This window comes from Mesorhizobium sp. M0491, from assembly GCF_040321265.1.
GTDB lineage: Bacteria > Pseudomonadota > Alphaproteobacteria > Rhizobiales > Rhizobiaceae > Mesorhizobium.
This window is the reverse complement of the sequence record NZ_JAMYRE010000015.1, coordinates 149,145-170,196: the sequence shown is the minus strand read 5'-3', so window position 1 is coordinate 170,196 and position 21,052 is coordinate 149,145. Positions and strand designations below refer to the sequence as shown.

Below are 21,052 nucleotides of genomic sequence, written 5' to 3'. Positions count from 1 at the left end.
TGATTCTATTGATCAAGATTGATGGAAACGTTGCCCATCTCTATCTCCGATCCGGAAATGCTTCAAGGAGACAGGCTATGGCGAATGGGCTCGATGACGTGGTGGCGGCGGAAACCGTGCTTTCCGATGTGGATGGTCTTGGCGGCCGTCTGACGATCCGAGGTCATTCGCTGCCCGAGCTGGCCGGCCGCTGGGACTATGCTCAGGTGATGCGCCTGCTGCTCGACGGCTTCTTCGACGACCTTCCCGCCGACGCGAAGCTGACGGGTGAGCTGGGCCAGGCACGTGCTGAGGTGTTCGAACGGCTTTTACCCTCGTTGCCCCGGCTGGCGTCGCTCGATGTCTACAGCGCCATGCGCGCCGGCATGGCGCTGCTGCCCGACGGCGAGACCTTGACCGACGCCTTGCTGCTCATCGCAGCGCCCGCCGTGCTGACGCCGGCCCTGCTGCGCCTGCAGCGCGGCGAGCAGCCGATCGCGCCGGACAGCCGCGCCCATCATGCCGCCGACATGTTGAGGATGCTGAGCGGCAACGCCGCCTCCCCAGCACTGGCGAAGGCGCTCGACACCTATCTGGTGACCGTCTGCGACCATGGTCTCAATGCATCGACCTTTGCGACGCGCGTGGTGGCCTCGACGCAGGCCGGCCTGACATCCTCCGTGCTGGCCGGGCTCGGCGCACTCAAGGGGCCGCTGCATGGCGGGGCGCCCGGTCCGGTGATCGAGATGCTGGATGCGATCCAGGCGCATGGCGATGCCGCCGGCTGGCTTCGCGACGAGATCGCGCACGGCAGGCGCATCATGGGCTTCGGCCACCGCATCTACCGCGTGCGCGATCCGCGCGCCGATGTGCTGAAGTCCGTCGTGCGGCAACTCGGCGGCGAGGGCGAAACCGGCCGCCGGCTGGCATTCGCGGAGACAGTGGAACAGGTAGCGCTCGACGTGCTGCGGATCGCCAAGCCGTCGCGCTCGCTGCAGACCAATGTCGAGTTCTACACCGCGCTGCTGCTGGAGGCGGCGGGCTTTCCGCCACAAGCTTTCAGCAATGTCTTTGCCACCGGGCGCGTCGCCGGCTGGATCGCGCATGCGCGCGAGCAGCAGACGATCGGGCGGCTGATCCGCCCGCAGTCGCGCTATGTCGGGCCTGTGCCGGAGCTGGCTGCCTGAGGCTTATCGGCGCCTGGCGAGCGACCGGCGATCCAAACGATATCCTCCTGGTGAGCGGCCGTGTGGCCGCTTATGACGAAAATTTCATCTCGCCCACAAATCTGGCCGCTGTTATTGCGTCGTATTGAGCATATATGCTGCACTGCAACATAGATGCATTCTTGCCGTAACCAGAGGATTCCGCCCTTGGCCGCCAGAAAAACCGCAGTCATCACCGGCTCCACATCGGGCATTGGCCTGGCCATCGCCCAGGCGCTGGCGGCCGAAGGCCGCAACGTCGTCGTCAACTCTTTCTCCGACACGACCGCCGACCACGCCATGGCCGACGCGATTGCCAAACAGTATGGAGTGAAGACCGCCTACATCAAGGCCGATATGTCGAAACCGGCGGAATGCCGGGCGCTTGTCGCCAAGGCGGCCGAAACATTCGGTTCGGTCGATATCCTGGTCAACAATGCCGGCATCCAGCATGTCGCGCCGGTGGAAGAGTTCCCGATCGAGAAATGGGACGCCATCATCGCCATCAACCTGTCGTCGGCATTCCACACCATTGCAGCCGCCATTCCGCTGATGAAAAATGCCGGCGGCGGGCGGATCGTCAACATCGCCTCGGCACACGGCCTGGTCGCGTCGCCGTTCAAGTCGGCCTATGTCTCGGCCAAGCACGGCATCATGGGATTGACGAAGACCGTCGCGCTCGAACTGGCGCGCGAAAAAATCACCTGCAATGCCATCTGCCCGGGCTATGTGCTGACGCCGCTGGTCGAGGCGCAGATCCCCGATCAGATGAAAGCCCATCAGATGGACCGCGAGACCGTCATCCGTGAGGTCATGCTGGACAAGCAGCCGACCAAGGAATTCGTCACGGTAGAGCAGATCGCGGCAGCGGCGGTGTTCCTGTGCTCGGACGCGGCAGCGCAGATCAACGGCACGCATCTCTCGGTAGATGGCGGCTGGACCGCCGCGTGAGGCGCGAAATCTTCTCATCTACCCAAAACGCACCAAGGACGACGCCATGACCAAAAACGGCAAGGCGGAGGAGACGAAGAAGACGATCAACATCGCGCTTCAGGGCGGCGGCTCGCACGGGGCCTTTTCCTGGGGTGTGCTCGACCGCCTGCTGGAGGACGGACGGCTGGAGATATCAGCAGTGTCCGGCACCAGCGCCGGCGCCATGAACGCGGTGGCGCTGGCCGACGGATATGTGCGCGGCGGTGTCGAGGGAGCGCGGCAAAAACTTGAGGATTTCTGGCGCGCGGTGGCGGCCAAGGGCCGGTTCAGCCCAGTGCAGCGCATGCCGTGGGATGTCGCCTGGGGCAACTGGTCGATCGAGAATACGCCTGGCTATGTCTTCTTCGACACCATGTCGCGGGTGTTCTCGCCCTACGTCGCCAATCCGCTCGGCCTTAACCCGCTGCGCGACGTGGTGGAGCAGGAGATCGATTTCGACAATGTCCGCGCCTGCAAGTCGATGGAACTGTTCATCTCGGCGACCAATGTCGAGACCGGACAGTTGCGCGTTTTTTCCGACGGCGAGATCGACCTCGACGTGGTGATGGCTTCGGCCTGTCTGCCGCAATTGTTCCGCGCCGTCGAGATCAAGGGCGTGCCCTACTGGGACGGCGGCTATGGCGGCAACCCGGCGCTCTATCCGTTCTTCAAGACCGCGGCGACCGAGGATGTGCTCCTGGTGCAGATCAATCCGGTGGTGCGGGAGGGAACGCCAAGGAGCGCCAACGAGATCCAGAACCGCATCGACGAGATCACCTTCAACGCCGGGCTGCTGCGAGAATTCCGCTCGATCGCCTTCGTCAAGGAACTGATCGCCGCCGGCCGTCTGCCGCATGGCGAATATCGCGACATCCGCATGCACCGCATCGATGCCGACGAGGCGTTCAAGGACCTGTCGGCGTCATCAAAGGTCAATGCCGAATGGGCGTTCCTGACGTATCTCAGAGACCTCGGCCGCACAGCCGCCAGCGACTGGCTGGAAGAGAATTACGACGCCGTCGGCAAGCGACCGACGCTCGATCTCTCCGGCGAACTCGATGACGGCTTCAAGCCGGTGCGCGGTCCGGCACCCGGCCGGCGGGTCAAGGAATTCCTCGCTGTGCGCAAAAATCCGGAGGTGGTTCGCCGTCGGGCCTGAACTGAAACCCGATACAGCTGGTTTCATCGAGCTTTCAAGGTTAGGTCGATCACCCTGATCAGGGCAGCGGCCGCCTGCCGCTGTCCCTCCGGATCTCTGATCCGCGCCTTCATGCCTTCCAACCCGTCGAGCAGCATGTCGGCGAGCAGTTGTGTCGACAGGCCCCTGGCCGCCAAGTCGACGCCGTTCCTGGCTGCCTCGCCCTGGATCGCGGCGGCAATATGTTCGCCAAGCCCGCCGCGCCAGCAGCCGACCAGATCGCCAAGGCTCGATTTCATGTCCAGCAGTTCGGCGCCGTGCGGCGAGGCAACAACGGCGCCCATCATCGAGATGAATGCCTCATCGATGGCCCGCATCATGCGCTCGGTGAAAGGGCCATCGCCGGATAGGGCAATCTTTGCCGCCTCGACCGAGCGCGACAGGATCATCATGGCGATGGCGCGGAAAATGTCGGTCTTGTTCTTGAACAAGAGATAGAGCGCCGGGCGCGACATGTCTGCGGCGCGGGCGATGTCGTCCATGGTGGTGCGGGTGAAGCCATAGGCCAAAAACACCTTCATCGCGCCATCCAGGATACGGACGCGTTTGGGATCTGTGGCGGCGATGTCTTCGATCTGGTTCATGGAGCAATTCTATCCTGCAAAATCCTATTTGACAAAATGACGAAATTTGTCAATCTGTATTGGGCCAAACGGCCGAGGGGACGCTTCGCCCTTGGCAGTGGACGACAACAAAGGGTATCCCCATGCGCCTTACCGTCGACGGTCAGTCTTTCGATATCGATGCCGATCCTGACATGCCGCTGCTGTGGGCGCTGCGCGATCTCATTGGCAAGACCGGGCCGAAATTCGGCTGCGGCATCGCCGCCTGCGGCGCCTGCACGGTGCATGTGGACGGTCAGCCGGTGCGTTCCTGCTCACTCCCGGTTGGGCAGGTCAGTGGAGCTGTCACGACCATCGAAGGCATCGGCACAGCAGGCGGACTGCATCCGGTGCAGCAGGCATGGCTGGAGGAACAGGTCGCGCAATGCGGCTACTGCCAGGCCGGCCAGATCATGAGCGCGGTGGCGCTGCTCGACGAGGTCGCCGACCCGAGCGATGCCGACATCGACAACGCCATGGGTGGCAATCTCTGCCGCTGCGGCACCTATCCGAAGATACGCTCGGCCATCAAGAAGGCCGCGGCGCTCAAGACGGCGGGGCTCTGACCATGGCCAGTGTCGGAAAGATCGCCCGCCGCACGTTTCTGATCGGCGCTGCCGCCGTCGCGGGCGGCGTTGCCGTCGGCTACTACTATTATCGCAAGCCTTTTCCGAACCCGCTCGAGGCCGAGCTCGGCAAGGGCGAGGCGACCTTCAACCCCTATGTGAAGATCGGCGCCGACAACACCATCACCATCGTCGCGCCGCGGGCCGAGATGGGGCAAGGCATCTCGACGACGCTGGCGGCCATGGTCGCAGAGGAACTCGATGTTGGGCTCGACCGGGTCAAGGTGGAACATGGACCGGCCTCCCATGCCTATTACAACGCCGCGATCCTCGAAGAGGGCGGTCCGTTCGCCTTCTTCGACGAGAGCATGACCGCGCAGGCGGTGCGCTCCGGTCTCGGTGTGGTCGGCAAATTCCTTGCCCTGCAGGGCACCGGCGGTTCGGCTTCGACACGCGACGGTTTTGACAAGATGCGGCAAGCGGGTGCAGTCGCCCGGCAGATGCTGATCGCGGCTGCGGCGCAAAAACTGGGTATCGCGGCGGCCGATCTGGAAACTGCCGACGGTTCGATCCTGCACAAGGCGTCGGGCAAATCGCTGACCTACGGCGCTGTCGCCGCGGCTGCCGCCGCGATGGCACCGCCGGCCGAAGTCAGGCTCAAGGACCGGGCTGACTGGAAACTGCTGGGAAAGCCGCAGAAGCGCATCGACATGCTGGCCAAGGTGACCGGGGCGCCGATCTTCGGCATCGATGTCAGGCTGCCGGACATGGTCTACGGCACGGTCAAGATGAGCCCGCGCTTCTGGGCCAAGCCGGTCAAGGCGGACCTTTCCAGGGCCGAAAAAATGCCCGGCGTGATCAAGATCGTGCCGCTGGAGACGAATTACGGCCATGGCTTCGGTATCATCGCCGACAACACATGGGCGGCGTTCAAGGCGGCCGAGGCGATCGACGCCCAGTGGGCCGATCCCGAATATCCACTCAGCAGCGCCGCCATTTCAGATGTCCTGAAGCAGGCGCTCGGCACCAAGGGATCGGTGATGCGCGACAATGGCGACGTCGACACCGCCTTTGCCGACGCGCCGCGTGAAAGGATCGTCGAGGCCGACTATGCCGTGCCCTATCTGGCGCATGCGACAATGGAGCCGATGAACGCCACGGCACAGCTCAGGGACGGCGCGCTCGACATCTGGTGCGGCAACCAGGCGCCGACCCTGGTGCGGCAGCTTTGCGCCAACGCGGTCGGCATCGAGCAGGACAAGATCACTGTGCACACCACCTTCATGGGCGGCGGTTTCGGCCGGCGCGTCGAGGTTGACTACGCTTTGTGCGCCGCGCTGATGGCGAAGGAGACGGGCGGGCGCCCGATCAAGGTGACCTGGACGCGTGAAGAAGACATGCGCCACGACGCCTACCGGCCGGCCGCTATCGGCAAGTTCCAGGCGCGGCTTGGCGACGATGGCATGCCGGTCGCCGTCGACATGAGGATGGCCTCGCCATCGGTGATTGCCGGCATGCTGCGCCGGCTGTTTCCTTCGATATCGCCGCTCGGTCCCGACAAGAGCATCGTCGACGGTGCCTATGACCAGCCCTACACCATTCCGAACTACCGGGTCAGCGGTATCGCGGCGCCGGTCTCCATCCCTGTCGGCTCCTGGCGCTCGGTCGGCAGTTCGGTCAACGGCTTCTTCCATGAGGGTTTCATGGACGAGATCGCCATTGCCGGAAAAATCGATCCGGTCGAGATGCGCAAGAGACTGATGGCCGCTTATCCCTCGGCGGTGAAGGTGGTGGAGAAAGTCGCCGCGATGGCGAAATGGGGCGAGGCGCTGCCCGCCGGCAAGGCCAGGGGTATCGCCTTCACGCTGTCCTTCGGCAGTTGGGTCGGCGAGATCGTCCAGGTGGCGGACACGCCGGCCGGCATCCGCATCGAGAAGGTGTGGATCGCCGCCGATGTCGGCACCGCGCTCGATCCCGGCATCATCGAGGCGCAGCTGATTTCGGCCGCCATCTACGGACTCTCCGCAGCTATGGGTCAGGAAATCACCTTCGCCGACGGCATGGTCGAACAGTCGAACTTCCACGATTTCGACGCCATGCGGATCTTCCAGTGCCCGGTCTTCGAAGTCGCCATCCTGGAAAACTTCCACAAGATGGGCGGCGTCGGCGAGGTCGGCACACCGCCGGCGGCTCCGGCGCTCGCCAACGCCATCTTCGCGCTCACCGGAAAGCGCGTCCGCACGCTGCCGCTGTCGAAAACGGTGGCCTTCGCATGAAGAAGCTCCTCATCATGCTGACGCCTGCTGCCATGCTCGTGCTCGCAGCGCCGTTTGCGATCGCGCAAGAGAGCCAGATGCCGGCGCCGGCGACCGTCGACGCGGCGAAAGGCCTGTCCGAATGGGACAAGGTCTATGCGGTGTTCTCGCATCCGCGCTGCGCCGACTGTCATGTCGCGGACGAGCGGCCGCGCTGGTCGGGTGCGCATTACGGCGGTACGCGCGTTCACGCCTTCAATGTCCAGCGGGGTGCTGACGGGTCGGGCTTCGGCAATCCGGGCGTGCGCTGCACGACTTGCCATTTCGCCAGCAATTCCAAGGCATTGCACGGTCCGCCCGGGGCCGAGAACTGGCATCTGGCGCCAGCCGAGATGGCCTGGTTCGGCAAATCCTCGGCCGAAATCTGCGCCCAGATCAAGGATCCCCTGCGCAACGGCAACCGTAGCTTGAAGGATATCGCGCTGCATGTTCGCGACGACAGATTGGTCGCCTGGGGCTGGGCGCCGGGGTCCGGTCGTGAGCCGGCACCGGGCTCTGCCGAAGCGACCTATCAAGCGATCGAAAACTGGGCTGCGGCGGGCGCATCTTGCCCGGTGGCGCAATGATCTTGCAACTTTCGGACTATATTGCGGTGCGGCTTTGATGTAGAAGCGCGCTTCGCCGATCACGGCAAATTGAACACGGCCCGGCGCGCACCCATATCGGCGACGCGCCCGCGTTATGAGGACGCTGGCCGAACCCGCAGTGGAAAAAACGACGATGAGAATCAGGTTTCACAAGCTTGCAGCCGTTGTTGTGCTCATTGGTTTCGCGGCGTGGATGGCGACAGGCGAGTTTTCGTCGGTCGGCAGCGTAGCCGCCAACAAAGCCAAAGCAGCCGAAGCCGAACAGGCCAAGGCGCCGGACGCGAGCAAGCCGAAGACGACGGAAGCCGAGCCGAAGGCACCGCTGCGCACCGTCGCGGTGGTGACGCCGCCACGCAAGACCTATGCGCGCGCCATCCGCATTTCCGGGCTGACCGAAGCCGACAAGCGGGCGGTGCTGGCGACGCGCGTCGCCGGTGTCATCGACAAGCTACCTGTCAAGCAAGGCGATCACGTCAAGACGGGGGATCTGGTGCTGATGCTTGCGGCGGAAGAAAAGATCTCGATGGTCGACAACGCCAAGCAGTTGGTGGTGCAGCGCCAGGCCGAGCTGGACGCAGCCTTGCGGCTGATGAAGACCGGCAATCTGCCGAAGCTGCAGCTCGACACCGCGCGCTCGAACCTGACCTCGGCGCAGTCGCTGCTGGAAACGGCACAGGCCGAACTCGACCGCAACGAGGTGAAGGCGCCTTTCGACGGCGTTATCGACCGGGTGCCGGTGGAACTTGGCAGTTCCGTCATGCAAGGCGGCGAGGTGGCAACCATCCTCAAGCTCGATCCGGTGATTGCCCGTGGCGAAGTCAGCGAGCGCGATCTCGGCTATCTCAAGCTCGGCGACAAGGCCACCATACGGCTGGTCAGCGGCCAGACGGTCGAAGGCACCGTGCGCTACATCAGCCGCGACGCCTCGTCGGCGACCCGCACCTTCCGCGTCGAGGTTGCCGTCCCCAATGCCGACGGCTCCGTGCCGGCCGGCATGACGGCGGAAATCGCGCTCAACGCACAGCCGACCGACGCGGTGCTGCTGCCGCGCTCGGTTGTGACGCTCGGCGACAAGGGCGACCTCGGCATCCGTGCCGTCGGCAAGGACAACAAGGTGGCGTTCTTCCCGATCGACCTCGTTGACGACACGCCGACCGGCCTCGTCCTCGGCGGCATACCGGCCGACGCCCGCATCATCGTCGCCGGCCAGGAACTGGTGAAGGAAGGCGATCTGGTCAATCCGGTCGAGGCCGACCAGGCGATCATCAAGAAGCTGCTCGGCGAGGCGACGACCGGCACCCAGTAGCGTAGCACAAGTCGCGACGGACTAGCCCTGGGCGGGGACAATCGGCTGCGACGCAGCTCGTGGAAATTCAAGAACAGGCGTTAGCCATGGATATCGTCAGACTCGCAATCAACAATGCCCGCCTGACCATTTCGGTCCTCGTCTTCCTTCTGCTGGCGGGCTGGGTCGCCTATCAGGCGACGCCAAAGGAAGCGGAGCCCGACGTTCCGATTCCGATGATGTATGTCAGCCTGATCTATCAGGGCATTTCGCCCGAGGATTCGGAGCGGCTTCTGCTGCGGCCGATGGAAAGCAAGCTGAAAAGCCTGAAGGGCCTCAAGGAGATGCGTTCGGCCGCCTTCCAGGGCGGCGGCTACGTGCTGGTCGAGTTCCAGCCGCAGACCAATCTGGCCACCGCGCTGCAGGACACGCGCAGCAAAGTGCAGGACGCCAAGGCCGACCTGCCGCAGGCGGCGGAAGAACCCGTCGTCACCGAAGTCAACATTTCCGAATTTCCCGTGCTCGTCGTCACGCTCTCGGGAAATCTGCCCGAACGCGTGCTGACCGCCGCCGCGCGTGAACTGCGCGACCGCATCGAGGAGGTTCCCGGTGTTCTCGAGGGCTCGCTGCAGGGTGCGCGCGATGATCTCGTCGAGGTCGTCATCGATCCGATGAAGCTGTCTTCCTATGGATTGCAGCTCGATCAGTTGATCGGTGCGGTCGGCAACTCCAACAGCCTGGTCGCCGCCGGCAACATCGAAGGCTCGGAGGGCAAATACGCCGTCAAGGTGCCGTCGCTGATCGAAACGCCGGAGGATGTCGCCGCACTGCCTGTGGTCGCCGGCCCCAATGCCGTGGTGCAGGCCAAGGACATCGCGACGATCCGTTCGACCTTCAAGGATGCCGAGACGGTGACCCGTCTCAACGGCAAGCCGGCCATCGCCATCGAAGTCAAGAAGCGCATCGGCTCCAACCTGATCGACACCATCGCCAAGGTGCGAACGGTGTCCGACGAGTTCGTCAAGTCGATGCCCGAGGGCATGAACGTCACCTACACGCAGGACAAGTCGGTCTTCGTCAACCAGCTGCTCGGCGACCTGCAGAACCATGTGATGATCGCCGTCATCCTGGTGTTCATCGTCATCCTCTACGCGCTGTCCGGCCGCGCCTCGCTGCTCATCGGGCTTGCGATTCCGTCGTCGTTCCTGATCGGCATCCTGCTGCTGGCGATGATGGGCTACACGATCAACATGATCGTGCTGTTCAGCCTGATCCTGGCCGTCGGCATGCTGGTCGACGACGCCATCATCGTCACCGAGTTCGCCGAACGGCGGATGAGCGAAGGCATGCCGAAGGAGGAAGCCTTCGCGCTCGCAGCCAAGCGCATGGCCGGTCCGGTCATCGCCGCGACGATGACGCGCATCGCCGCCTTCTCACCGCTGCTGTTCTGGCCGGGCATCATCGGCGACTTCATGAAGTACATGCCGATCACGCTGATCGTCACGCTGTCGGCCTCGATGCTCTATGCGCTTGTCTTCGCGCCGACGCTGGGTGCGATCTTCGCCAAGGCGCCGCCGCATCATGAGGATGACAATCGCGACGGCTGGTACATGGCGATCGTCAAGCAGGCGGTGCGCTTCCCCATCACCGTGCTGGTGCTGACCGTCGCGCTCTTGTTCGGCGTCGGCTTTGCCTATTCGAAATACGGCGCCGGCGTCGAGTTCTTCCCGAATGTCGAACCGGATTACGGCCTGCTCTACGTGCATGCGCGCGGCAATCTTTCGCTGGCCGAAATGGATACCGCGACCAAGATCGCGGAAGACAGGCTGCTCGGCTGGCCGGGCGTGAAGTCGGTCTACACCCGCGTCGGCAAGACGCAAGGCGGCGGCCAGGATATCCCCGAAGACGTCGTCGGCGTCATCCAGTACGAATTCATCGACTGGCGCGAGCGCAAGGCGGCGAACCACATCCTGGACGATCTGCGCGGCGTCATGGCCGGCATTCCCGGCGTCGATGTCGAGGTGCGCGTGCCGGAAGCCGGTCCGCCGACCGGCAAGCCGATCCAGATCAGGCTTTCGGCCGTCGACCCCAAGGGGCTCGACGACAAGGCCCGTGAGGTTGCGGCGCGCATCGGCAAGGTGCCCGGCGTCATTGATATTTCCGACGGCCTGCCGCCGCCCGGTGTCGACTGGGCGCTCGAGGTCGACCGTGCCAAGGCGGCGCAGTACGGCATCAGCCCAACCTCGGTCGGGACGGTGGTGCAACTGGTGACCAACGGGCTGAAGCTCTCGGAATACCGGCCTGCCGGAGCCGACGACGCGGTCGACATAAGGCTGCGGCTGCCCGAAGACCGGCGCACGCTGTCGACGCTCGACGAACTGCGGGTGCAGACCTCACAAGGCTCGGTGCCGATCTCGAACTTCGTCGTGCGCAAGCCCGAGCCGACGGTCGGCATCCTCAACCGCATCGACGGCGCGCGTACGGTGGTCGTCCAGGCCAACGTCGCCGCCGGCGCTCAGGTCGCGGCTGTGCAGGAGCAGGTCACCAAAGCCGTCTCCGACATGGATCTCGGCAGCGGCATCCGCTGGAAGCTGGCCGGCTCGAACGAGGACAGCGCCGAAGCCAGCGCCTTTCTTAGCAAGGCCTTCGGGGCGGCGATCTTCCTGATCTTCCTGGTGCTCTTGGCGCAGTTCAACAAGTTCACCAGCGTCTGGCTGGTGCTGTCCTGCGTGGTCATGGCGACGATCGGCGTGTTCCTCGGCCTGCTGATAACAGGCGAGACGTTCGGCATCGTCATGTCGGGCATCGGCGTCATCGCTCTGGCCGGCGTGGTGGTGAACAACAACATCGTGCTGATCGACACCTATGACCGGCTGCGTGAAGAAGGCTGGGACAAGGTCGAGGCGGTGCTGCAGACTTGCCGCGAGCGCGCCCGTCCGGTGGTGCTGACGGCTGTTTCGGCCATTCTCGGCGTGCTGCCGATCGCCTTCGGCCTCGGGTTGGAAATCTTCCATCACGAGACGACGATCAACGCGCCGTCGACGCAATGGTGGATTTCGCTGTCCTCGGCGATCGTCTTCGGCCTGTCCTTCGCCACCGTGCTGACGCTGGTGGTGACGCCGTCGATGCTGATCGTGTTCACCCGCGCCAAGGTCAAGCCGGGCGCACGGCGCGGTTGGTTCAGCCGGCTGTTCCGGCGTGGCAAGGGCGAGATTTCCTCGACCGATGCGCAGGGGCAGGATACCGGAGCCGAGCCGGATATCGCCTTTCCGAAAGCCGCCGAATAGACCAATGCCGATTTGACCGCAAAAGGCCGCCCGGAACAACCGGGCGGCCTTTTGCATTGTTCTTGGGCGAAACGTCGAACTGCGGGGTTCTCATGCCGATCACCACCATCGTCATCATCGTCCTGGTCCTTATCCTCATCGGCGCGGTGCCGGCCTGGCCGCATTCACGCTCCTGGGGCTATGGGCCGTCGGGTATTGTCGGCGTGGTGCTGGTGGTGCTCATGGTGTTGCTGTTGATGGGACGGCTCTGAGGCGCCCTCTCAGTCCACGGAGATTGTCAATATGCGGAGGAGCATCGCCCGCCATCGCGGACGTCAGGCAGCTTTCGCAACGCCGGTCACGGTGGCAATGCCGATATCCCCGAGAGCTTCAGTGACGGCCTGATCCAGCGGCGTGTGCGGGATCGCGCCGATGATGCCTTCCAGCCTTGCCGACGCCAGTTGGTGCGGTTCGAAGCGCAGATAGGACATCGACACGATCTCACGCCACATCGCCACGAACGGGCTACCGGCGCGCAGCACCCACCAGGCCATCGAGGTCATCTTGAGCGGACGCCCAAGCGCCTTCTCTGCGGCTGCCTTGATCTCCAGGTCGGTGACGGGATGGCCGGGGAAGTTGAAGGCTTCATAAGCGCCGAGCTTGTCCAGGTTCTGCGCCAGTCCGACGAAAGCCCTGGCCAGATCCGGTAGGTAGGCCCATTCATGTACGAGGTCGACCGGGCCGGGCGCCGTATAGATACCCTTGTTGATCTTGGCAGCGACGACCAAGTCGAACCACGAGCCGCTGCCGGTGCCGCCGAAGAAGTCGCCGGCCCGCAAAATGATGGTGCGGACGCGGCGTGCTTCGGCCTCGCGGTGAAACAGGTCCTCCATGGCGACGCGGATGCGCCCCTTGTCGGTCGTCGGGCGGAACGGCGTGTCTTCCGTGATCACCTCCGGCATCGGCGATCCGTAATTGTATGCGGTCCCGGGAAAGAGATGCAGTGCGTTGTTGGCATGGCAAGCGGTCATGACATTCTCGGCGATCGGCAGGCACTTGACCCATTCGGTGTAGATCGGGTTGAGGCCGTTGAAGATGATGTCGACACCTTCCGTGGCGCGGATCAGCGCTTCCCGGTCGAGCGCGTCACCGGCAACGGCCGTAGCGCCTTCAAGTTCAGTTGGCAGTTTGCCGTTGCGGGTGACGGCGCGGACCTCGTAGCCCGCGTCGATGAAGGCCTTGGCGACCACGCGGCCGAGCCGGCCATTGGCACCGAGAATTGCGATACTGGTCATTGGAAGCACTCCTGGGTTGGGATTTGCGCGGCCGGTCTGGACGCGCGATCGGGATCAGCGACAAGCGCGATCGAGATCAGCGGCTGCCGAAGAGGTCGCGGTTGCTGCCTTGCGTGACCGGCTGCCGGACGGCCGCATCCGGGTTGTGGATCGAAGCGGTGGTCGTGTTGTCGGTGCTGGTGACAGCCGGCTGGCTGGCGTCGTTCGACCCAAACTTGTCGCTGCCGGCAAAAGCGGCGCTGACGGAAATGAGGATGGCGGCGGGGGTGAGAGCGATCTTGGTCATCTGAGTTCTCCTGGTTGGTGTTTGCAGTCCGTGTTGGTGTCTGCAGCCGGAATATGGTCGCTCCGAACGCGAATGGAAATTGACTACAGATGGCGATCTGATATTCATAAATGAATGGCTGAAATCGACTGGAACCTGATCAAGAGCTTTGTCGCCGTGGCGGAATCCGGCAGCCTGTCGGCCGCCGCGCGAAAGCTTTCGGCCAGCCAGCCGACGCTTGGCCGTCACATCGGCGAGTTGGAACAGGCGCTGGGCGTCACACTGTTCCGTCGAGGACGGCACGGCTACGAACTGACGGAGGCCGGCAGCACGCTGTTCGAACGCGGCAAGGCGGTCAGTGAGCAGGCAAGCGCCTTCTCATTGCTGGCGCTGGGTTCGGTAGAGGCCATCGAAGGCACGGTGCGCATCGCCGCCAGCGAGGTGGTGGCGGCCTATGTCCTGCCTGAAATGACGATGCGGCTGGGGATCGAGGAGCCCGGCATCGAGGTCGAGATCGTCGCCTCCAACCAGGTCGAAAACCTGCTGCGTCGAGATGCCGACATCGCCATCCGCATGGTCAAGCCGGCGCAGAACGAGCTGATGGCACGCAGGGTCTGCGATATCGAGCTCTGCGCCTGCGCCGCCAAATCCTATCTCGACAGGCGCGGCCCTCCGCTGAAGCCCGCCGATCTTGTCGACCACGATCTGGTCGGCTTCGACCGCGGCGACGAGATCATCAGGGGCTTTACCCAGTATGGCATCCCCGTCACCCGGAGCAGCTTCCGCTTCAGGGCCGACAACCAGATCGTTTTGTGGGAAGCGGTGCGGGCGGGAAACGGCATCGGCCTCGGTCAGGAGCCGCTGGCCGACAGGGATCCTTTGATAGAGAAGGTTCTGCCAGACCTGCCGCTGCCAGTTCTGCCGGTGTGGCTGGCGATGCATCGCGATGTGCGTACCAGCGTGCGCATCCGCCGTGTGGTGGATTTCCTCCACGAGGAGCTGAAACGCTATTCGGCCGGTGCTGGCGCGAATTCGGCGCGGTGAGCGAGCCCGGCCATCAGCAACACGATGATCAGCAGTCCCGACATGGTGATGAAGATCGGGCCGAAGCTGGAATGCTCGGCAACGAAGCCGATCGCCGACGGCGCCACCAGTATGCCGCAGTATCCGATAGTGGTGACCACGCTCATGCCGGTGCCGGAAGACATGCCTTCCTGGTTGCCGCCGGCCGAAAAGATGATTGGCACCATATTGGCGATGCCGAAGCCGCAAAAGGCAAAGGCTGCAATAGCGAGCCAGGGCGAGGGCGCCAGGCCAGCCACCAGCATGCCGACCGCGGCTACGAGGGCCGACACGCGCAGCGTCGTCACCGCGCCGAAGCGATTGCGTATGCCGTCGCCGAAGAACCGCGTAACCGCCATGACGCCCGAAAATCCGGCGTAGGCGAGGCCGGCAACGGCGAGATCGGCGCCGAGCTCCTGGCGCAGATACAGGGCTGCCCAGTCGAGCACCGCGCCTTCGGAGATCATCGCCAGCAGCGCCATCAGTCCGATCAGATAAACCAGCGGGTTTGCCGGCAGTGCGAATTTGTGGTGCTCGGCTGCCTGCGGGCCGTCTTCGGTGAGGAGATGGCGAACGGCCACCGCGATCACCGCGAAGGCAAACACCGTTACCGCCGCCGCGTGGGCGAGGTGGCCGTAGTGCTGGATGGCAAAGCCGCCGAGGCCGCCGCCGGCGAAGCCGCCGAGACTCCAGAAGCCGTGCGAGGACGACATGACGGCGCGGGAGAGCCGCCGTTCGACCACCACGGCATTGGCATTCATGGCAACGTCCATGCCACCGATCGAGCCGCCGAAGACGATCATGGCCGCGGCCGCCAGCGGTACGTTGGGCGCCAGCGCCACGACCATCAGACCGAGGCTGCCGCACAGGGCGAACCAGCGCAGTACGGTGCGCGAGCCATGTCTGGAAATCAAATGGCCGCACCAGGTCATCGCGACGACGGCACCGACGCCGAATAAGAGTATCAGCAGACCGAGCGTGAACTTCGAGATCTCCAGCCGGGTCAGGAACACCGGAATCTGCGGCGCCCAGCTGCCCGTCAGGAAGCCGTTGGCCAGGAAAATGGCCGCGAGCGCCCATCGTCCGCGAATGGCAGTCAGCTTGGCAGTTGACGCGTTCATGAGGCGAATCCCGCTGAAAATGGCTTCGCGCGGCAAATTAGATCGATTCAATTTTCAGTCAAGGCTCTTTCGGGAAGCATTTTGGGCCAACATAGCCTTAAGCGATCGCGGGGACGACGGCGTCAATGGTCCTGGGGGCGCCTTGCCTCGAATTCGGCCTTCTTGGCGTCGGAGGCCTCGGTCTGGTTCAGCGTCTGCCATTCCCCATAAGGCATGCCGTAGACGATCTCGCGCGACTGATCCTTGGTGAGATTGACGCCCTCGGCATTGGCTGCCTCCCGATACCAGTTCGACAGGCAGTTGCGGCAGAAGCCGGCGAGATTCATCAGGTCGATGTTCTGCACATCGTTGCGCTCGCGCAGATGCTCGACCAGCCGGCGGAAGGCGGCCGCTTCGAAATTGCGTTGCTGCTCGTCGCTGAGTTCGGTCATCGAAACCTCCGTCATAGCGGCCCGGTGCGCGAGCCAAACATCTTCACCACATGTATATCGGGACGGCGATCGATCGCGTCAACGATCGGCGCCAACCGTTCGGCCCAGGCGAGCGCGCCCTTCTGGTCCGATATCAGATCCTGTCGGATCTCGATCAGCGCATGGGCGAAGCCGTTGACGATGGCGTGCTTGTACATGGTGTCGCCGCGCAGCGCGCCGTCATAGGGTTCGTTGTCGCCGACGACGAGGTTCTTGTCCTGCGCCAGCATGTCTATCAACGGCCGCGCCACGCGGTCGTCGAGGTCCCACAGGATGCCGACGTGCCAAGGACGCTGGATTCCTTGCATGGCAGGGGTGAAGGAATGCACCGAAAAGATGAAGGGCGCCTGGGCGGAAGCCTGTGCGACCGAGGCGATCATGGCGCCGACGGCGTCGTGATAGGGTCGGTAGAACCCGTCGAGCCGCCTCTCGCGCTCCTCGGCAGCGATGGGGTAGTTCCCAGGTACGACAGTGCCGTCATAAAGCTGGCGAATGAGCGTTGGGTCGTCTTCGCCGCGGTTGGGATCGATCAGCAGCCGCGAAAAATTGGCAAGCACCGCCGGCACGCCGAGCAGGGCAGCCAGTTCGCGCGTCACCGCCTCGACGCCGATGTCATAGGCGATGTGGCGGTCGAACTCGGCTGAGGGCAGGCCGAGGCTGCCGTAGTCGTCGGGCAGGTCGCGACGGGCATGATCGCCCAACAGCACGATGCCTCGCCTGCGATCGCCCTCGATGATGTCGAAAGGCGCGAAAACTGTGGATCGGGTCATTGGCGGGAAATGGTCTGTTCGCTGGCTTCCGGGGAGGGTGCTATCGTCATTCCACGAAGACGACGCTTGCGCAATGCCGTTGTTTGGCCAAGGTTTCCCCGGAAATCTGGCACAAGTCGGCGAATTGTGCGCCGGAGCCTTTCTAAATCGATTGGAATTGGACAAAACGGTGCGTTGACATGCGCCCGGACTTTTCCGAAAAGGGGCGCAGAGAGATGCTGATGTGGTTTTTGAGGGGTTTTCGGATGAGTTCCGCCGGCGGGCAGCGCATGCGCTCTGCCTTTGCCATGCCGCTCCTCACTCTTGCCATAGGCCTGTCGGCGATGGTCGTGGCTTCGCCGGCGCGTGCCGATTTCCGCGTCTGCAACGCCACGCAGAACCTGGTCGGTGTCGGCATCGGCTATCGCGCCAAGGCCGGCTGGATCACCGAAGGCTGGTGGCACATCGAGGGATCGAGTTGCAAGACGCTGATCGAAGGGCCGCTGTCATCAAGGTTTTACTATCTTTATGCAGAAGACGCCGAGCGCGGTGGACGCTGGGACGGCCCGATCAACATGTGCGTGGCTGAAAAAGAGTTCAAGATCGCCGGCGTAACCGACTGCGTCGCCCGGGGCTTCCAGCGCGCCGGATTCCAGGAATATGACACGGGCGAACAGGCAAGCTGGATGGTCCAGCTGACCGATGAGTCCACAACGGGAGGCGCTCCAGCCGCCCCGGGAACAAACAGTCAATGAGACGTAGCCGCAAGGTCAAGATCCTAGCCACCATCGGTCCGGCCTCCTCGTCGGAGGAGATGCTGAAGAAACTGTTCGAAGCGGGCGCCGATGTGTTCCGCATCAATATGAGCCATACCGACCATGAACTGATGCGCACGCTGGTCGGACGCATCCGCGCTGTCGAGGAAGCGGTTGGCCGGCCGATCGGCATCCTGGCCGATCTGCAAGGGCCAAAGTTGCGCGTCGGCAAGTTCGCCAACGGCAAGGAAGTGCTGACGCAAGGCCAGACCTTCACCCTCGACGACAATCCAGAGCCTGGCACCTCGACCAGGGTCTATCTGCCGCATCCGGAAATCCTGAGCTCGGTCGAAGCCGGCCATCGCCTGCTGATCGACGATGGCAAGCTCGAGCTGAAGGCGGTGAAGAGCGACGGCAAGTCGATCGTCTGCACCGTCGTCGCCGGCACCACCATTTCCGACAAGAAGGGCGTCAGCCTGCCCGACACCGACCTCCCGGTCGGCGCGCTGACCGAGAAGGATCGCAAGGACCTCGATGCCGTGCTGGCCACGGGCGTCGACTGGGTGGCGCTGTCCTTCGTGCAGCGGCCGGAGGATCTGGCCGAAGCGCGCAAGATCGCACGCGGCCGGGCGCTGATCATGGCCAAGATCGAAAAGCCGCAGGCCGTCGCCCGGCTGGCCGAGATCATCGAATTGTCCGACGCGCTGATGGTCGCCCGCGGCGATCTCGGCGTCGAGATGCCGCTCGAGGCGGTGCCCGGCATCCAGAAGCAGATCACGCGCGCCGCACGCCGAGCCGGCAAGCCGGTGGTGGTTGCAACGCAGATGCTGGAATCGATGATCACGGCACCGGTGCCGACCCGCGCCGAGGTGTCCGATGTTTCGATCGCCGTCTTCGAAGGCGCCGATGCCATCATGCTGTCGGCGGAATCGGCGGCGGGTGCCTATCCCGTCGAGGCCGTGGCAATGATGAACCGTATCGCCACCAAGGTCGAAACCGATCCGACCTATGCCGGCATCATCAACGCCCAGCGCTCCGAGCCGGAGGCGACTGGCGCCGATGCCATTTCGCTGGCCGCGCGCGAGATCGCCGAAACGCTGAAGCTGGCGGCGATCATCACCTACACCGCATCAGGCACCACAGGCCTGCGCGCCGCCCGCGAGCGGCCGCAAGTGCCTGTTATCGCGCTGTCGCCGATCCTCAACACGGCGCGGCGGCTGTCGCTTTTGTGGGGCACGCATTGCGTCGTCTCACCCGACGCCGTCGACCTCGACGACATGGTCAATCGCGCCTGCCGCATCGCCTTCGACGAAGGCTTCGGCAAGCCGGGCGACCGCGTCATCATCACCGCGGGCGTACCGTTGCGGACACCGGGTTCGACCAACATGCTGCGCATCGCCTATATCGGATCGGACACACAAGTCAGCCGCTAGATTCCTAAAGCGTGTCGCCTCTGAACGGATTCAGGTGATCCGCTTTAGGTCGGCGCGAGTTCGGCCTGCGGTACCTTGATATCGGCGCATCTGCCGGCGCCGTAGGCGTCGCCGGCGATGCGCGCCTCCACTGCCGTTGCCATCGCCTGCAGGTCTATACTCTTCCCGGCGACCTTCTCGATGGCGCCGACGGTCAGGTCGGGCGCGATCCAGTCTGGCTTGTGGCCGAGATTGTGCACCCAGACGAGTTCGGCACCGGCAATGTCGCGCGCCAGGCCGACCGAATGGATATGTGCATAGACCACCTTGTCGCGATCGCCTGAAATGACCACGGTTGGCGCCTTGATCTCGTTGTAGCGCGGTGCGGCGCCGAGGGCATAGCGATAGAGCCCGGCGACATCGGTGGCGTTGGCACGAAAGGCTGTTGGTCGCAGCACCAGCGGGATAGAGGCCATTCTGAGATAATTGTCGGGCACCTTGTTGGGCGAGAAAACGCAGGTGGTAGCGTCGGCCATCTGCAGTGTACCGGCCGGATAGGTCAGCGTCTCGGAAAACAGCCAGCCGAGCACCGGCATGGTAGTCAGATCGTAGTACCAGGCGGTTGCGCCGCCCGGCCATGGGTGGGTCGCCGGTGCGAGGAAGACCAGCCCGAGCGTCTTGTCGGGATGCTCCCGGCCAAAGGCCGATGTCACCACGCCGCCGAAGGAATGGCCGACGATGACAGCCTTCTTGATGCCGAGATGGTCCATCAGTCCGGCAATGGTGTCGGCCTGCGCCGACGGGTTCTCGTTGTTGGTGCCGCGACCCGACCAGCCGTGGCCTGGCCGGTCGAAGAACAGCATTTCGGCGCGGCCTTCGAGCAAGGGACGCAGCGGCAGCATCTGGTCCCTGAGATTGGCGCTGGCGCCGTGGATGAAGACGATCGGCGGCAGCTCGGCATTGGCGGGTGCCGGAACATGGACATAGTGGATGCGGGCGCCGTCAATGTCGGCGAACTCGCCGATCGGCGGATTGCGGCGCTCGATCAGCCATGAGCCGACGCGGGTGACGCCGACGAAGCCGAACACAAGCGCCATCAGGAAGGCAAGGGCGGCGTAGATCAGGCTCATGGGGGAGATACGGAGGTGGAGGGGGATGAGTTGTAGGGGAGTAGGGGAGTAGGGGAGTAGGGGAGTAGGGGAGTAGGGGAGTAGGGTGTGTGTTCCGCAGGTACAATCTGCCCCTACTGCCTTATTCTCCCCACTCCCCTAGAGCAATCAAATGCCTTCACCGGCAAGTTCCTCCGAAATCGTGCCGACCTGGTCCTGGGCGCTGCGCATCATCGGATAGATGGCCAGCACCTTTTGCCAGGCCTCGAGCGCCGATTGCTTGTGGCCGGTCAACGCCATGATCTGCGCCAGGCCGGACAGCGCACCGAAATGGCGCGGCTCGAGCTGCAGCGTATGGTCGATGTCGGACATCGACTTGCCGTAGTTCTTCATCATGAAATGCACGGTGGCACGCCGGTTCCAGCCTTCGGCATAGGTCGGCTGCAAAGTCACCACTTGGTCGAGGAAATCGAGCGCGACGTCGAATTTCTGGCTTTCGACGGCTTTTTGCGACCATTGCATCATCAGGTCGATCGAGGCGCTGCCGGATTGCGACCACTCGCTCCAGATGTTGCCGGCGATGCGCTCGGCCGCCTTTTCGTTGCGCTCGCGTTTCAGATCGCTGAACAGCTGGTCGAGGCGGGCTTGTTTCGTCGTTGCGGCGGGCGGGGCGTCCTGAGTGGCCGGCGGCGCGATAGCATCATCCGCCCATGCCGGGCCATAAATGGCGCCGGAAACAAGCAGAGATGTCAAAAATGCAAAAAGAATCCGCATCACCGGACTCTAGTCCCGGGCGGCGGAACGTCAAACTGAATTTGGTGTGAAAGGCCGGCAGGCGG

20 protein-coding genes are annotated in these 21,052 nt (G+C 63.8%); 12 read left to right on the top strand and 8 right to left on the bottom strand.

What is annotated here, in order from left to right; genetic code table 11:
• Positions 1–77: 77 nt before the first annotated feature.
• From NKI69_RS20870 to NKI69_RS20860, 3 genes are all read left to right on the top strand, one after another.
• Positions 78–1,166 (top strand): citrate synthase/methylcitrate synthase, encoded by a 1,089-nt coding sequence (locus NKI69_RS20870; protein ID WP_352440946.1) that lies wholly within the window; start codon positions 78–80, stop codon positions 1,164–1,166.
• Between the two features lie 153 nt (positions 1,167–1,319).
• Complete coding sequence (locus NKI69_RS20865) at positions 1,320–2,135, top strand: 3-hydroxybutyrate dehydrogenase (protein ID WP_031213135.1); 816 nt, start codon at positions 1,320–1,322, stop codon at positions 2,133–2,135.
• A 46-nt stretch (positions 2,136–2,181) separates the two neighbouring features.
• Positions 2,182–3,315: a patatin-like phospholipase family protein gene (locus tag NKI69_RS20860; RefSeq protein ID WP_031213140.1), complete on the top strand. Its 1,134-nt coding sequence runs from the start codon at positions 2,182–2,184 to the stop codon at positions 3,313–3,315.
• Between the two features lie 23 nt (positions 3,316–3,338).
• On the opposite strand, the gene NKI69_RS20855 is transcribed toward NKI69_RS20860, so the two are convergent.
• Entirely contained in the window at positions 3,339–3,938 is a 600-nt protein-coding gene (locus NKI69_RS20855; protein WP_352440943.1) for a TetR/AcrR family transcriptional regulator, read from the bottom strand.
• Between the two features lie 122 nt (positions 3,939–4,060).
• Here NKI69_RS20855 and NKI69_RS20850 point away from each other — a divergent pair, with 122 nt between their 5' ends.
• The 6 genes from NKI69_RS20850 (at position 4,061) to NKI69_RS20825 (ending at position 12,247) form a co-directional block, all read left to right on the top strand.
• Entirely contained in the window at positions 4,061–4,522 is a 462-nt protein-coding gene (locus NKI69_RS20850) for a (2Fe-2S)-binding protein (protein ID WP_013529191.1), read from the top strand.
• Between the two features lie 2 nt (positions 4,523–4,524).
• Positions 4,525–6,798 (top strand): xanthine dehydrogenase family protein molybdopterin-binding subunit, encoded by a 2,274-nt coding sequence (locus NKI69_RS20845; protein WP_352722464.1) that lies wholly within the window; start codon positions 4,525–4,527, stop codon positions 6,796–6,798.
• Entirely contained in the window at positions 6,795–7,403 is a 609-nt protein-coding gene (locus NKI69_RS20840) for a hypothetical protein (protein ID WP_352722463.1), read from the top strand. Before NKI69_RS20845 ends, NKI69_RS20840 begins: the two co-directional genes overlap by 4 nt.
• Positions 7,404–7,557: 154 nt before the next feature.
• Positions 7,558–8,730, top strand: coding sequence for an efflux RND transporter periplasmic adaptor subunit (locus NKI69_RS20835; protein ID WP_352722462.1), 1,173 nt, complete (start codon positions 7,558–7,560; stop codon positions 8,728–8,730).
• An 86-nt stretch (positions 8,731–8,816) separates the two neighbouring features.
• Positions 8,817–11,996 (top strand): efflux RND transporter permease subunit, encoded by a 3,180-nt coding sequence (locus NKI69_RS20830; protein ID WP_128305531.1) that lies wholly within the window; start codon positions 8,817–8,819, stop codon positions 11,994–11,996.
• Positions 11,997–12,088: 92 nt separating this feature from the next.
• Positions 12,089–12,247 (top strand): DUF3309 family protein, encoded by a 159-nt coding sequence (locus NKI69_RS20825; protein WP_023810914.1) that lies wholly within the window; start codon positions 12,089–12,091, stop codon positions 12,245–12,247.
• Positions 12,248–12,310: 63 nt separating this feature from the next.
• Here the strand turns inward: NKI69_RS20825 and NKI69_RS20820 are convergent, their stop codons facing one another.
• Both NKI69_RS20820 and NKI69_RS20815 read right to left on the bottom strand, forming a co-directional pair.
• Positions 12,311–13,270, bottom strand: a complete 960-nt coding sequence (locus NKI69_RS20820) for an SDR family oxidoreductase (RefSeq protein ID WP_352722461.1) — start codon at positions 13,268–13,270, stop codon at positions 12,311–12,313.
• A gap of 76 nt (positions 13,271–13,346) precedes the next feature.
• Positions 13,347–13,556 carry a DUF680 domain-containing protein gene (locus NKI69_RS20815; RefSeq protein WP_352722460.1) on the bottom strand — a complete coding sequence of 70 codons (210 nt, stop codon included), beginning with the start codon at positions 13,554–13,556 and terminating at the stop codon, positions 13,347–13,349.
• A gap of 114 nt (positions 13,557–13,670) precedes the next feature.
• On the opposite strand from NKI69_RS20815, the gene NKI69_RS20810 reads away from it, so the two are divergent.
• Positions 13,671–14,579, top strand: a complete 909-nt coding sequence (locus NKI69_RS20810) for a LysR family transcriptional regulator (RefSeq protein ID WP_352722459.1) — start codon at positions 13,671–13,673, stop codon at positions 14,577–14,579.
• Here the strand turns inward: NKI69_RS20810 and NKI69_RS20805 are convergent.
• The 3 genes from NKI69_RS20805 to NKI69_RS20795 all read right to left on the bottom strand — a co-directional run bounded on the left by NKI69_RS20805 (position 14,543) and on the right by NKI69_RS20795 (position 16,958).
• Entirely contained in the window at positions 14,543–15,718 is a 1,176-nt protein-coding gene (locus NKI69_RS20805; RefSeq protein ID WP_352678144.1) for an MFS transporter, read from the bottom strand. The genes NKI69_RS20810 and NKI69_RS20805 overlap by 37 nt on opposite strands.
• Positions 15,719–15,840: 122 nt before the next feature.
• Complete coding sequence (locus NKI69_RS20800) at positions 15,841–16,149, bottom strand: DUF1244 domain-containing protein (protein WP_352722458.1); 309 nt, start codon at positions 16,147–16,149, stop codon at positions 15,841–15,843.
• 11 nt (positions 16,150–16,160) lie between these two features.
• Complete coding sequence (locus NKI69_RS20795; RefSeq protein WP_352440938.1) at positions 16,161–16,958, bottom strand: N-formylglutamate amidohydrolase; 798 nt, start codon at positions 16,956–16,958, stop codon at positions 16,161–16,163.
• 245 nt (positions 16,959–17,203) lie between these two features.
• On the opposite strand from NKI69_RS20795, the gene NKI69_RS20790 reads away from it, so the two are divergent.
• Positions 17,204–17,692, top strand: coding sequence for a DUF1036 domain-containing protein (locus NKI69_RS20790; protein ID WP_127260459.1), 489 nt, complete (start codon positions 17,204–17,206; stop codon positions 17,690–17,692).
• Entirely contained in the window at positions 17,689–19,125 is a 1,437-nt protein-coding gene (pyk, locus tag NKI69_RS20785) for a pyruvate kinase (protein ID WP_023810921.1), read from the top strand. The genes NKI69_RS20790 and pyk overlap by 4 nt, the downstream gene beginning before the upstream one ends.
• 44 nt (positions 19,126–19,169) lie before the next feature.
• Here pyk and NKI69_RS20780 read toward each other — a convergent pair whose 3' ends face one another.
• Entirely contained in the window at positions 19,170–20,234 is a 1,065-nt protein-coding gene (locus NKI69_RS20780) for an alpha/beta fold hydrolase (protein ID WP_352722457.1), read from the bottom strand.
• A gap of 147 nt (positions 20,235–20,381) precedes the next feature.
• Positions 20,382–20,987 carry a tetratricopeptide repeat protein gene (locus tag NKI69_RS20775; RefSeq protein ID WP_128306105.1) on the bottom strand — a complete coding sequence of 202 codons (606 nt, stop codon included), beginning with the start codon at positions 20,985–20,987 and terminating at the stop codon, positions 20,382–20,384.
• Positions 20,988–21,052 lie beyond the last annotated feature (65 nt).